Origin of the sequence: Streptomyces sp. NPDC056948 (assembly GCF_042674225.1) — a bacterium.
GTDB classification, from domain to species: domain Bacteria; phylum Actinomycetota; class Actinomycetes; order Streptomycetales; family Streptomycetaceae; genus Streptomyces; species Streptomyces purpurascens.
Genome location: NZ_JBHUQX010000037.1, coordinates 1 through 12,462, shown reverse-complemented (window position 1 = coordinate 12,462; position 12,462 = coordinate 1). Strand labels below are relative to the sequence as shown.

Annotated in this window: 11 protein-coding genes and 1 pseudogene; 6 read left to right on the top strand and 6 right to left on the bottom strand. The window is 71.4% G+C overall.

Features of this window, described 5'->3' with window-relative positions:
- Positions 1 to 9 precede the first annotated feature (9 nt).
- Entirely contained in the window at positions 10 to 720 is a 711-nt protein-coding gene (locus ACFTZL_RS07310; protein ID WP_382579330.1) for an aspartate/glutamate racemase family protein, read from the bottom strand.
- Entirely contained in the window at positions 717 to 1,979 is a 1,263-nt protein-coding gene (locus tag ACFTZL_RS07305) for a dicarboxylate/amino acid:cation symporter (RefSeq protein ID WP_382579329.1), read from the bottom strand. Before ACFTZL_RS07305 ends, ACFTZL_RS07310 begins: the two co-directional genes overlap by 4 nt.
- 187 nt (positions 1,980 to 2,166) lie before the next feature.
- Here ACFTZL_RS07305 and ACFTZL_RS07300 point away from each other — a divergent pair, with 187 nt between their 5' ends.
- The 3 genes from ACFTZL_RS07300 to ACFTZL_RS07290 are packed head-to-tail and all read left to right on the top strand — an operon-like array spanning position 2,167 to position 5,069.
- Positions 2,167 to 3,627: an aspartate ammonia-lyase gene (locus ACFTZL_RS07300; protein WP_382579328.1), complete on the top strand. Its 1,461-nt coding sequence runs from the start codon at positions 2,167 to 2,169 to the stop codon at positions 3,625 to 3,627.
- Positions 3,628 to 3,654: 27 nt separating this feature from the next.
- Positions 3,655 to 4,350 (top strand): TetR/AcrR family transcriptional regulator, encoded by a 696-nt coding sequence (locus ACFTZL_RS07295; RefSeq protein ID WP_382579326.1) that lies wholly within the window; start codon positions 3,655 to 3,657, stop codon positions 4,348 to 4,350.
- A gap of 5 nt (positions 4,351 to 4,355) precedes the next feature.
- The gene (locus ACFTZL_RS07290) at positions 4,356 to 5,069 is read left to right on the top strand and encodes an SDR family NAD(P)-dependent oxidoreductase (RefSeq protein ID WP_382579325.1); all 714 of its coding nucleotides are present in this window, start codon (positions 4,356 to 4,358) and stop codon (positions 5,067 to 5,069) included.
- A 9-nt stretch (positions 5,070 to 5,078) separates the two neighbouring features.
- Here ACFTZL_RS07290 and ACFTZL_RS07285 read toward each other — a convergent pair whose 3' ends face one another.
- Genes ACFTZL_RS07285 through ACFTZL_RS07270 form a run of 4 tightly spaced genes read right to left on the bottom strand, consistent with a single transcriptional unit; the run spans position 5,079 to position 8,630 of the window.
- Complete coding sequence (locus ACFTZL_RS07285) at positions 5,079 to 5,564, bottom strand: NAD(P)/FAD-dependent oxidoreductase (RefSeq protein ID WP_382579323.1); 486 nt, start codon at positions 5,562 to 5,564, stop codon at positions 5,079 to 5,081.
- On the bottom strand, positions 5,543 to 5,845 hold the full coding sequence (locus ACFTZL_RS07280; protein WP_382579361.1) for an FAD-dependent oxidoreductase: 303 nt from the start codon (positions 5,843 to 5,845) through the stop codon (positions 5,543 to 5,545). Before ACFTZL_RS07280 ends, ACFTZL_RS07285 begins: the two co-directional genes overlap by 22 nt.
- 32 nt (positions 5,846 to 5,877) lie before the next feature.
- The gene (locus ACFTZL_RS07275; protein ID WP_382579322.1) at positions 5,878 to 7,326 is read right to left on the bottom strand and encodes an amidase; all 1,449 of its coding nucleotides are present in this window, start codon (positions 7,324 to 7,326) and stop codon (positions 5,878 to 5,880) included.
- Positions 7,323 to 8,630, bottom strand: coding sequence for an Nramp family divalent metal transporter (locus ACFTZL_RS07270; RefSeq protein WP_382579320.1), 1,308 nt, complete (start codon positions 8,628 to 8,630; stop codon positions 7,323 to 7,325). The genes ACFTZL_RS07275 and ACFTZL_RS07270 overlap by 4 nt, the downstream gene beginning before the upstream one ends.
- 108 nt (positions 8,631 to 8,738) lie before the next feature.
- Between ACFTZL_RS07270 and ACFTZL_RS07265 the strand changes: the two genes are divergently transcribed.
- The 3 genes and pseudogenes from ACFTZL_RS07265 to ACFTZL_RS07255 form a co-directional block, all read left to right on the top strand.
- Positions 8,739 to 9,737 carry an Lrp/AsnC family transcriptional regulator gene (locus tag ACFTZL_RS07265; protein WP_382579319.1) on the top strand — a complete coding sequence of 333 codons (999 nt, stop codon included), beginning with the start codon at positions 8,739 to 8,741 and terminating at the stop codon, positions 9,735 to 9,737.
- Positions 9,738 to 9,860: 123 nt separating this feature from the next.
- Positions 9,861 to 12,182 carry a Tat pathway signal sequence domain protein gene (locus ACFTZL_RS07260; RefSeq protein WP_382579317.1) on the top strand — a complete coding sequence of 774 codons (2,322 nt, stop codon included), beginning with the start codon at positions 9,861 to 9,863 and terminating at the stop codon, positions 12,180 to 12,182.
- Between the two features lie 24 nt (positions 12,183 to 12,206).
- Positions 12,207 to 12,462, top strand: a pseudogene (locus ACFTZL_RS07255) (alpha-galactosidase); the annotation flags it as partial.

Here is a 12,462-nt window from a genome sequence, read left to right as displayed (position 1 = left end):
CCTTCGTCCTCATGCAGCGCGCATCCGGCGGACCAGAGCCTGAGCCAGGACTACGGCCGGATCGATGAGGGGGACCTCGACCGTTCCGTCGGACAGCCCGAGAGGGATCTCCGTGCAGCCCGCGATGATCACCTGTGCCCCCTGGGCCGTGAGCCCGCGCGCGGCACGCACCAGCGGCTCGGTGGCCGTGGCGTCCCGTCGCCCGGCCTTGACCGCGTGGATGGCGGCCATGACCTCGTCCCGCTGACTGTCGGGGCCGGGCAGCACAAGGCTGATTCCGTAGCGGTCAAGCCACTCCTGATAGAGGCCCGCTCGGACGGTTCCGGTCGTGGCGAGCAGTCCGGCGGTGCGCACCTGGGGCCGCAGGGTGGACAGATGACGTGCGACCTCGCCGATCATGTGGACGATGGGCAGGCCCACATGGCCGGCGATGCGGGGAACGAACGCGTGGGCGGTGTTGCAGGGGATGGCGATGACGGTGGCGCCCGCCTCGCGCAGGACACGCCCGCCGTGCAGGAGCCAGGGGGTCGGGTCGGGGCCGTCGCCGATCAGGGCCGCGGTGCGGTCCGGGATGGTCGGGTCGGACCAGATGACCGTCCTGAGGTGGTCCTGGTCGCTGCTGCCCGGCGTCATCGACACCAGCTTGGCGTAGAAGTCGGCGGTGGCGGCCGGGCCCATGCCGCCGAGGATGCCGATGATCTCCGAGGGGGAGGCGGTCACTGGACGGGTTCCTTCTGGAGGGCCGTGGCCTCGGTCCCGGCCGGGGTGCGGGGGAGGCCGTCGGCACCGTGTTTGGCCTCGCGCCGTTTCTCGGAGCTGTCGACGACGGCTGCGGCGAGTGAGTTGCCGATGACGTTCACGCCGGTGCGGGCCATGTCGACGATGAAGTCGACGCCGAGGAGCAGGGCGATGCCTTCGGCGGGCAGGCCGATGGAGTTGCCGGCGGCGATGAGCACGACGATGGAGGCGGAGGCGACACCGGCCATGCCCTTGGAGAGGATCACCAGCACGCCGACCATGAGGAGCAGGGCGGGCAGCGAGGTGTCGGCGCCGTAGGCGTTGGCGAGGAAGACCAGGGCGGCGGCCTGGTAGAGGACCGAGCCGTCGGTGTTGAAGGAGTAGCCGAGAGGGACGACGAACGAGGTCGTTGAGCGGCTGAGGCCGAACGCCTCGAGCTTGCCCATCAGCGGGGCCAGCACCGATTCGGAGCTGCGGGTGACGAAGGCGATCCCGGCCAGCCCGGCGATCGACTTCATCAGCCCGACGTAGTGGATGCGGTAGATCGCGGCGATGAGCGGGAAGAGCACGCCGATGACGATGGCCAGGCCCGCGTAGACCACGGCGATGAAGCCCAGCAGGCTGCGCAGGTTGCCGAAGCCGTAGTGGGCGACATCGTAGGAGATGAAGCCGAGGACGCCCAGGGGTGCGATGCGGATGACGTAGCCGACGACCTTGAACATCACCGAGGCGACGGACTCCAGGACGGCGGCGAAGGGCTCGGACTTCTCCCCGATCGCGGCCATGGCGACGCCCACGAGCAGGGCGAAGACGATCGCGCCGAGCAGATTGCCCTCGCCGAACGCTTCGAAGATGTTCTTCGGGAAGGCGTGCAGGACCAGTTCGTGGAAGTCGATGCCCTGGCTCATGCCGTCCAGGTCCTTGGCGTCGGCCCCCTGGACGGGGGCGCCCTTGCCGATGCCCGTGAACTTCGCCAGTCCCACCGCGATCAGCAGGATGACCGTGGTGACGATCTCGAAGTAGAGGATGGCCTTGCCGGCGATCCGGCCGACCTTCTTGACCGACTCCATGCGGGCGATGCCCAGCACGATGAGCGGGAAGACCAGCGGCAGGACCACGACCTGCACCAGGTTCAGGAACACCTCCCCGAGGATCTTCATCTGCTCGCCGGCCGACGGGGTGAGGGTTCCGATGAGGGCTCCGAGCCCGACGGCGATGATCGACTGGATGCCGATCGGCATCTTCCGACAGCGCCGCCAGAACCCTGCGCGCCGGGCCGGTGGGGTGTCTGTGCTGGTGGGACGGGGGTGATCGGTGCCCATGAGACCTCCTGCCAAATGCAATATATTGCGTTCTGCGTTTTGGCGGGTAACACTGAGGCCGGTAGCGGGGGCCTGTCAAGGGGCCCGCCCGGACGAGGAGCATCAGATGGCGCGGAGCACACGCATCGAGCACGACCTGGTGGGAGACAAGGAGGTCCCCGCCGACGCCTACTACGGCGTGCACACGGTGCGGGCCGTGGAGAACTTCGCGATCACCGGCTCGACCATCGCCCGATTCCCCGACCTGATCGCCGCACTGGCCGCCGTGAAGCAGGCCGCCGCGCAGGCCAACCGTGATCTCGGTCTGCTCCCGCCGGACATCGCCGGAGCGGTCATCGGCGCCTGCGAGGAGATCCGCGCCGGACGGCTGCACGAGCAGTTCGTCGTCGACCCCGTCCAGGGCGGGGCCGGCACGTCGACGAACATGAACGCCAACGAGGTCATCGCCAACCGGGCCCTGGAGATCCTCGGCCATCCGCGCGGCTTCTACGACGTGATCCACCCGCTCGACCACGTCAACATCGGGCAGAGCACCAACGACGTCTATCCCACCGCCGTGCGTCTCGCCCTGGTCACCTCACTGCGCCGGCTCGGCGACTCCCTCGGGGCGCTGGCCACGGCCTTCACCGGCAAGGCGACGGACTTCGGCGACGTCCTGAAGATGGGCCGCACCCAGCTCCAGGACGCGGTCCCCATGACGCTGGGTCAGGAGTTCACCACCTACGCCGTCATGATCGAGGAAGACCGCCAGCGGCTCACCGAGGCCGCCGCCCTGCTGCTGGAGTCCCACCTCGGCGGCACCGCGATCGGCACCGGCATCAACGGCCACCCCCGCTACGCCGAACTCGCCTGCGCCTATCTCGCGGACATCAGCGGTGAACCCGTCCGGCCCGCGGGCGACTTCATCGAAGCCACCCAGGACTGCGGTGCCTTCGTCCAGCTCTCCGGCGTCCTCAAGCGCGTCGCGGTGAAACTCTCCAAGACGTGCAACGACCTGCGCCTGATGTCCTCCGGCCCCACGGCCGGGCTCGGCGAGATCAACCTGCCGCCGGTGCAGGCCGGTTCGTCCATCATGCCCGGCAAGGTCAACCCGGTGATCCCCGAGGTCGTCAACCAGGTCGCCTTCGAGGTGATCGGCAATGACCTGACCGTCACCATGGCCGCCGAGGCCGGACAGCTCCAGCTCAACGCGTTCGAACCCGTCATCGCCTACAGCCTGCTGCGCTCCCTGACCCATCTGCGCGCCGCCTGCGACACGCTCGCCGTCCGCTGCGTCCCCGGCATCACCGCCAACCGCGAACACCTCCGCGGCACGGTCCACCGCTCCATCGGCCTCGTGACCGCCCTCGCCCCGCACATCGGCTACGCCGCCGCCACCACGCTGGCCCGCCAAGCCCTCGCCTCGGGCCGCGGCATCAAGGATCTGGCCGCGGAAGCGGGTCTGCTCACCGCCGAGGAACTGGAGACGATCCTGCGCCCCGAGAACCTCACCGGGCAGGCGTCCGTGCCGGACGCTCCGGCCGTGCTGCGTGCCTGGAAGCCGTGCTGCGGGCCTAGAAATGGATAGGTCATACCGGTAGCTAGACTGGCCGGTATGACCCGCCGCGCCCCGCAATCCGATGGCCCCGCCGTACAGCCGTTGCGCAGCGATGCCGAGCGCAACCGGGGGCGGATCATCGCCGCCGCGCGCCTGGTGTTCGCGCGGGACGGCCTGAACGCCTCCATGGCGTCTGTGGCGCGTGAGGCGGGGGTCGGGATCGCCACGATGTTCCGGCGCTTCCCGACGAAGGAGGAGCTGGTCGCCGCCGTCTTCTCCGACCGCATGGACGCCTACGCCGACGCGGTCGCGGTCGCCCTGGAGGATCCCGACCCCTGGAACGGTTTCGTCGGCTACATCGAGACGGCCTGTGGAATGCAGGCCGCCGACTACGGCTTCGCCGACGTCCTGACCATGACCTTCCCCACCGCCAAAGCGCTGGAGCGGCGCCGCGACGAGGCCTACGCGTCCATGGTCGAGCTCATCGGCCGTGCCAAGGCCACCGGCCGGCTGCGCGAGGACTTCGACCCCTCGGACCTGGTGCTGATCCACATGGCCAACGCCGGTGTCGTCAACGCCACCGGTGAGGCCGCCCCCGATGCCTGGCGCCGTGTCGTCGCCCTGCTGATCCAGTCCCTGGAGGCCCCGGCCCGCGGCCCTCTGCCCGACTCGCCCGAGCACGACGCCCTCTACAAGGCCATGCTCCGCGCCGGCCCCGGGGGTCCCACCGCCACGGCCCCGGACGGGAGTTGACCGACATGGCACTGGTCCTGGTGACCGGCGCGGCCGGCGGACTCGGGCGCGACACGGCTGACGCGCTGGCCGACGGCGGACACGAGGTGGTCATCCACGTCCGTAACCCGGCTCGTCTCACCGAGGTGGGTGACACGGCCCGTTGGAAGGGCGTGGTCACCGGGGACCTCGCCGAGCCGGAGGAGATCCGCGGGGTCGCCCGGCAAGCCTCCGGGTTCGGGCGTTTCGACGCCGTCATCCACAACGCCGGCGTCATGAACCGCCCGGAGGATGTCACCGTCAACACCGTCGCGCCGTACATGCTGACGGCACTGATGGAGAAGCCGGCCAGGCTCGTCTACCTCAGCAGCTCCATGCACCGGACCGGCTCCGCCGACCTGCGACGGCTGATATCCGGTACCGCTTCCTACGACGACACCAAGCTCTGGGTCACCGCGCTCGCGCTCGCCTTCGCGTCCCGCTGGGAGGGAACGTCCAGCCACGCGGTCGACCCCGGGTGGGTCCCCACCCGCATGGGCGGTCGCGGCGCCCCGGACGACCTGACCGCCGGGCACCGGACCCAGGTCTGGCTCGCCACGCACCCGGACGTGACCCCGGGCACCGGCGGCTACTGGTTCCACCAGCAGGTACAGACACCCCACCCGGCCTCGCAGGACGAAGAGTTCCAGACTCGCCTCATCGAAACCCTGGAGCACCACACAGGCGTCCCCCTCGACTGACCGCCTCCCTCACCTCAGCGGATGCAGGGCCGTCAACTCGGGCGCCCGGCGGCCCGTGACGACCGACTCGGCCGGCAGCTTGCCGCTGAGGGGGTCGAGAGCGATGCCCCACATGCCGTGGCCGCCGCAGACGTGGACCCGGGGCGAGCGGGTGGGGCCGACCAGGGGCAGGCCGTCGGGCGTGCACGGGCGCGGGCCGGCCCATACGTCGGTGCGGCGGGTGAGGTCGGCCGAAGGGAGCAGGGTCCGGGCCGCGTTGACGATGGCCTGGACGCGGCGGGGATCCGCGGGGCGGTCGGGTGCCGTGAACTCCATCATGCCCGCCACCCGCACCCGGTCGCCGAGGGGAGTGCAGACCACGCGCCGCTCGGCGAAGTAGGTGGGCCGGGTGGGCAGACAGGCCTCGCCCGTGCGCGTCGGCTCGGCGACGCCGCCCCGGGCCAGATCGTCGTAGGCCGAGAGCGCGCCGCGGTTCAGCGCCGCGAGAGCGGCCATGGCCACCTGCCGGCTCCGGCGGGTGCAGTTCCGGGTGAACGTCGGCCAGAAGCGGGCCAGCCGTGGATCCGGGCGTGGAGGGATGTAGAGCGGGGAGGCGGGGAGAGGAGCGTGCGCAACCCCAGCTTCAGGGCGGCCGGTTCGGGCAGAGGGACGGTCAGCGCGGGGGAGAGCCGGCCCGCGTTGCCCCATGACGCGCCGGCCGCCACGCCCCGGCGGTCGACCACGGTGACCTCGACGCCGGCCTCCTGGAGGAACCAGGCGGTGGCCAGCCCCGCCATGCCCGCACCCACGACCACGACACTGCGGGGGCTCATGGCCGACCGCCTTCCGCCGGGCCCGCGGCAACGACCTCCGGTCGCCGTTCCCCCACCCGCGTCGCCTGCTCGAAGGCGTGCCCCGCCCTCAGCACGGCCGTGTCCCCCCGGTGCGGCCCCACCACCTGGAGCCCGACCGGCAGCCCGGCCGGGGTGAAGCCGGCCGGGACCGACAGGGCCGGGCAGCCGGTCATGGTGATCAGGTAGGCCGAGCGCATCCAGTCCAGATACGTCTCCATGCCGGTGCCGTCCACGGACGCGGGGTAGGGGAGGCTGACGTCGAAGGGCGCGACCTGGCTGACCGGCAGCAGCAGGACGTCGTACGACTCGAAGAACTCACGCACCCGGTGGAAGAGCGCGGCCTGGAGCACCTGGGCGCGGCCCAGGTCCGGCCCTGTGAGCTTGCGGCCCTCCGCGATGTTCCACACCACGTCCGGCGCCATGCGGTGCCGGTGCTCGTCCAGCAGGGGCCCGTAGGCGAGCTCCATCTGCCACGCGCGCTGGATGAGAAAGGCCTCGTCGGCGCCGGACAGGTCGGGGCAGACCTCCTCGACCTCGCAGCCCAGCGCGCCGAACACCTCCACCGCGCCCCGCACCACGTCCCGGACCTCTGGGTCGACGGGCACGCTCCCCCCGAGGTCGGGCGACCAGGCGACCCGTAGGCCACGGATGTCGCCGTCGAGCGGTGCGGCGAAGGCGGAACCCGGAGTTTCGAGGGCGAGCGGGCTGCGCGGATCAGGCCCGGCCAGGACGGACAGCATCAGCGCGACGTCTTGAACCGTCCGTGCCATGGGGCCCTTCACCGACAACTGCCCCCAGGGTGCCTTGTCGGGCCAGGACGGGACCCGGCCGGGGGAGGGCCGCAGTCCCACCACGTTGTTGAAGGACGCCGGGTTGCGCAGGGAGCCGCCGGTGTCGCTGCCGTCGGCGAGCGGCTGCATGCCGCAGGCGAGGGCGGCCCCCGCGCCGCCGCTGCTGCCGCCGGCGCTGCGCGCGAGGTCGTAGGGATTGCGCGTCGCGCCGAAGACGGGGTTGACGGTGTGGGAACCCATGCCGAGTTCGGGCACGTTGGTCTTGCCGAGCGTGATGGCCCCGGCACCCCTGAGGCGTTCGACGACCAGATGGTCCCGGGCGGGGACGTGGTCGGTGAAGACGGGTGAGCCGTACGTGGTGCGGATGCCCGCCGTGTCGTGGAGGTCCTTGTGCGCGACGGGCAGCCCGTGCAGAGGTCCGACCTCCGTCCCCGAGGCGAGCCGCTCGTCCGCCTCCGCCGCCTGCCGGAGCGCCCGGTCGGCGACGAGCGTGACGATCGCGTTCACCGACGGATTGACCCGGTCGACGCGTTCGAGGTGGGCGGTGACGACCTCACGCGCGGACACCTCACGCCGGCGCAGGGCGGCGGCGAGGTCGGTCGCGGTGGTGAAGCACAGGTCGGCGGGGTTCACAGTCCTCCCAGGGTTTCCTTGATCTGGACCGCGGCGAGCACCCCGAACAGGACGAAGGAGCTCGACAGCAGCACGTTCGAGACGGTCTTGTTGCGGTACGGCGGCCGCAGGCCGCGCCGGTTGAGCAGCACCAGCAGCGCCCCCGACAGCAGCGGCAGGACGAGGGAGCCCACGGCGGCGTAGGTGAGCACCAGCGGGACCGGTTTGCCCACGAAGGTCACCGCCACGGACGTGACCGCGCAGTACAGCACGAACAGGCGGAACGAACGGCTGCGCTGGCCCATGTGCCGCTCCGCCTCGGCGTCCGGCACCCCGCGCAGGGTGCGCAGCGAGTCGGCCAGCAGATAGCACAGGGCGTTGAAGCCGCCGACCAAGGCGCTCAGGGTCACGAGGAAGAAGGTGCCCAGGAACAGCACCCGTGCCACCGACCCGAGGTCCGCGCCGAGCGGTTCGGCCAGCGCGGCCAGCCCGTCGTTGCCGGTGATCGTCCGGCCACTGCCGTACAGCAGGCCGGTGCCCACGATCGAGGTGCAGACCACGAACAGGAAGGTGACCCCGTAGCTCACTGCCGAGTCGGCCCGCATGACGGGCAGCCAGCTCCGGTGCTGCCAGCCCTTCTCCCGCAGCCAGTAGCTGTACGAGGCCACCCCGGCCGTGCCGCCCACCCCGCCGACCAGGGCCAGCACGGTGACCACATCGCCCTGCGGCAGCCGCGGCCGCAGCGAGGACACCAGCGCGGAAGGGTCGTCCAAGGTGACGAGCGTGACCACGGCCAGTACGACCATGCCGACGAACTTGGCCAGCATGAACCCGCTCATCACCCGCTCGAACAGTGCGTACCGGCCCACGTACACGAGCCCGGCCGACGCCAGCGCGATCACCACGGCCAGCGGCCTCAGCGGCAGCGCGGGGAACAGCGTCGTCAGCGCGAGGGAGGCCACCGAGCTCAGGGCCGCCCCGTACAGCAGCCCGATGACCAGCACGAACGCGAAGAAGGCGGACGGCAGCCAGCGGGCGGCGGCGCGCAGGCTCGCGATCACGGTCAGACCGCTCCCCAGATAGAGGCGCCCCACCGCCTCGGTCAGCGCGTACTTGAGGACGACACCGACGAGGATCGCCCACAGCAGGGCCATGCCGTAGCCGGCGGCGCCCGCCAGTGAGGTCACCATGTCGCCGGCGCCCACACTGGTGGCGGCGAGGACGAGGCCCGGCCCGAGGACGGCCAGCCGCCCGCGCCGGGAGACGGGGGCGAGCAAGGGCGCGGTCGTCTCGTGGCGAGGGGGACTTCCAGGAGTCGCGGTCACGTCGGCCACCTCCGTAGGGGATCCGGCTTCCCGGCAGCGTGGGGCAGGCTGACGGAAGGGAACAACGATCCCTGTGAAATCGACGGAATCGGCCATACGCTCAGGCCGATGGACGCACCGCACCCCGGCTTCGTGGCCGATTCGCTGGACCGGCGCATCATCAGCGCGCTGCAGATCGACGGCCGTGCCTCCTGGCACCGCATCGCCACGGCCCTCGTCGAACCGGAACGCACCGTCGTCCGCCGGGGCACCCGCCTGCTGGACTCCGGGCTCGTACGGATCGGCGCCATGGTGGTGCGCGGCCGCAGCACCGTGATCGGCGTGCGCTGCGCTCCGGGCCAGGCCCGCGTCGTCGCCACCGCGCTGGCCCGCCGCCCCGACTGCGTCTTCGCCCATGTCCTGACCGGGACCTGGGACTGCGTCGCGGAAGTGCAGTGCCCCCGCGACCGGCTCGCGGGACTCGTGATGGACGAGCTCCCGGGCCTGCCGGGGGTCGTACGGACGCTTACGCTGCCGGTGCTGCGGCATGTGCGGACGATCCGCGAGTGGCACGCGGGCCTGCTCACGGAGTCCGAGATCGCCGCACTGGCCGAGGGCACGCCCGCGAGCACCGCCGCCGCGTCGGCGGACCTCCTGCCCGCATACGACGGTGCCGAACTCGCCCGCTCCGACCGCCTGTTGGTGAACACCCTGGCCGAGGACGGGCGGTGCACCTACGACGAACTGGCCCGGGTGTCCGGGGTGTCCGAGGCCACCGCCCGCCGCCGGCTGGGCGCCCTGCGCCGGGAGGGGCGTGTCCGCGTCCGGGCCGTGATCGAACCGGTGCTGCTCGGACTGCCGGTGGAGGCCGTGCTGTGGGTGCGCGCCGTCCCGGCGGCGGTCGAGGGGGTGGCGGCGGCGCTCGCGGAGTCCCCGCACGTCCGGTACGTCAGCTTCGTCACCGGCGAGCGTCAACTGCTCGCCCTGACCGCCTTCCCGGACGAGGCGGCCCTCCATGACTTCGTGACGCGCTCCCCGTGGCTGGACGAGGCGGCGTCCGTGGATGTGTCGATGGTCCTCGGATCTCTGAAGCGGGGCGGGATGCTCGCGCCGTGGCTGCGCGGCTGACGTTCCACGCCGTGGCGATACATCGGATGAGTCGTGCCACTGGGGTCATTGACAGGTGTACGAGTGCTGCTAGGTTCCGCGATACACCCGATGTATTGATGAGCCGTCAGCTCTGGAGGACGCATGACCTCACAGCCGGAGCACCATGCGAAGGTGGCCCGCAGAGCCGTACTGGGCACCGCGCTCTCGGGCGCGGCAGCAGCCGCACTGCCCGGAACAGCCCACGCGGAGGAGCCGGAACGTTCGGTGCCGTCCGCCGCTGACGGGAGCGGCAGACGCCCCTGGAGACTCCGCGACACCATGACCAGCGACGGTGCCTGGGCGACGTTCCTGCGGGGCCAGGACCTGCTGTGGACCAGGCTGCCCACCCGCTGGTACGAGGGCCCGTTCTTGGGTGACGGGCTGCTCGGCAGCATGATCTACCGGGAGCCGGACGCCAACCGCATCCGCTTCACCGTCCAGCACGGCCGGGTCCAGGACCACCGCCCCGAGTTCGGCAGCGGCTGGGGCACCTGCCGTCTGCCGGTGGGGCATCTGACGCTCGACCCCGTCGGCACTGTCACCGCCGTCGACTGGCGGCTGAGCCTGTGGAACGCCGAACTCACCGGCACCGTCACCACCACCGCCGGCACGCTCGCCCTCTCCGCCCTCGTCCACGACGAGGTGCTCGCCGTCCGGGTCCGGGCCTCCGGCGGCGAACGCGCCGTCTGGACCTTCCACCCCGAGGAGGCCATCAGCCCCCGGAAGATCCAGGAGGCTCCGCCCGCCGACTACACCCCCAACCCGCCCTGGACCACCCGCACCGCCGCCGACGGCACCGAGCAGGTGCTCCAGCCCCTCACCGGCGGCCAGACCGCCACCGCCTACCGGCGCGACGGCGACGAACTGCTGCTCAGCGTCGGGCACAGCGCCCCCTCCACCACCGGCGCCGAGGCCGACTCACTCCGCAACCTGCGGCGAGCGACCTCGTACGACACCCTCAGGCGACGGCACACCCGCTGGTGGCACGCCTTCTACAAGAAGAGCTTCGTCTCGTTCCCCGACCAGCGGCTGCAGAGCTTCCACTGGATCCAGCTCTACAAGGTCGCCTCCGCCAGCCGCGCGGACGGCCCCGTCATGGCCACCTGCGGGCCGTGGCTGGAGCCCACACCCTGGCCCGCGGTCTGGTGGAACCTCAACATCCAGCTCGAGTACTGGCTCGTCCACGGCTCCAACCACCTGGAACTCGACGCGCTCGCCACCACCCTGCGCCGCAACCAGGATCAGCTCATCGCCAACGTGCCCGCCGCCTACCGCGCCGACAGCTCCGGCGTCGGACGCAGCTCCGACATGTTCGCCAACCGGGAGGTGGGCAGGCCCGGCTCCGGCTCCGAGGTCGGCAACCTCACCTGGGCGCTGCACAACGTGTGGCTGTCCTACCGGCACTCCATGGACAAGGCCCTCCTGCGCGACACGGTCTTCCCGTTGCTGCGCCGGGCCGTCGCCTACTACCTGCACTTCCTCACCCCGGGCAGCGACGGCAAGCTCCACCTGCCGAGCACGCTCTCGCCCGAATACCCCGTCGTACCGCCGCAGGACACCACCTATGACCTGGCCCTGATCCGCTGGGCCTGCCAAACCCTCATCGAGTCCGCCGAACTCCTCGGCATCGACGACGCGTCGGCCCCGCGCTGGCACGAGGTGCTGGCCAAACTCACGCCCTACCCGGTCGACGGCAACGGCTACATGATCGGTGCCGGCACCCCGTACGCCCAGTCGCACCGCCACTACTCGCACCTGCTGATGGTGTATCCGCTGTACCTCGTCAACTGGGACCAGCCCGAGAACCGCGACCTGATCACCAGGTCGATCGAGCACTGGCACGCGCTGACCGGCGCCCACCGCGGCTACAGCTACACCGGTGCCGCCTCGATGTACGCGATGACCGGCGACGGCGACACCGCGCTCACCTATCTGCGGAAGTTCTTCGACACCTCCACCCGCTACCCCTGCCAGGCCAACACCCACTACACCGAGGCCGGTCCGGTCATCGAGACGCCGCTGTCCGCCTCGCAGTCCCTGCACGACATGTTCTGCCAGAGCTGGGGCGGCGTGATCCGCGTCTTCCCGGCCGTCCCCAGCACGTGGGCGGACCTCACCCTGCACGACTTCCGCACGCAGGGCGCCTTCCTGGTCAGCGCCGTCCGCACGGCCGGGAAGACCCGGTTCATCCGGATCAGAAGCCTGGCGGGCGAGCCGCTCAAGCTGAAGCACGGGCTCGGCGGCCCCCTCACCGTGCTCCTCGACGACGGCCGCCCCGCCCGCACCCGCGACCTCGGCGACGGCGTGCTCTCCATCGACCTGCCCAAGGGCCGCGAGGTGCTCGTCCACTCCGGCTCCCGCCCCGACCTCGTCATCGCGCCGGTCACCGCCGGCGAACCGGGCCCCGCCTGGGGACTGCCGTAAAGCCCACACACCTCGGAGGGTTCCATGGCTGTTCCGATCAGAACCACGGTCGCCGCGCTGTGCACCGGCCTCGCGGCCGCACTCCTCACGACCGCCCCCGCCCGGGCCGAGAAGCAGGAGCACACCTGGACGGTGTCCGCCTCCGCACACGCACCCCGCGCACGGATATCCCTGGACGACAGCACCGGCGCACTGAGCCTGTCCGTGACCCGCGCCGGCCGTACGGTCATCGAGCCGTCGCCCGTCGGCATCGTCACCGAACAGGCCGACCTCTCCCAGG

Coding starts and splice junctions, on each gene's coding strand:
- ACFTZL_RS07305 (WP_382579329.1), bottom strand. CDS start 1,979: ATGCCGATCGGCATCCAGTCGATCATCGCCGTCGGGCTCGGAGCCCTC.
- ACFTZL_RS07300 (WP_382579328.1), top strand. CDS start 2,167: ATGGCGCGGAGCACACGCATCGAGCACGACCTGGTGGGAGACAAGGAG.
- ACFTZL_RS07295 (WP_382579326.1), top strand. CDS start 3,655: ATGACCCGCCGCGCCCCGCAATCCGATGGCCCCGCCGTACAGCCGTTG.
- ACFTZL_RS07290 (WP_382579325.1), top strand. CDS start 4,356: ATGGCACTGGTCCTGGTGACCGGCGCGGCCGGCGGACTCGGGCGCGAC.
- ACFTZL_RS07285 (WP_382579323.1), bottom strand. CDS start 5,564: ATGGCCGCTCTCGCGGCGCTGAACCGCGGCGCGCTCTCGGCCTACGAC.
- ACFTZL_RS07280 (WP_382579361.1), bottom strand. CDS start 5,845: ATGGCGGGGCTGGCCACCGCCTGGTTCCTCCAGGAGGCCGGCGTCGAG.
- ACFTZL_RS07265 (WP_382579319.1), top strand. CDS start 8,739: ATGGACGCACCGCACCCCGGCTTCGTGGCCGATTCGCTGGACCGGCGC.
- ACFTZL_RS07260 (WP_382579317.1), top strand. CDS start 9,861: ATGACCTCACAGCCGGAGCACCATGCGAAGGTGGCCCGCAGAGCCGTA.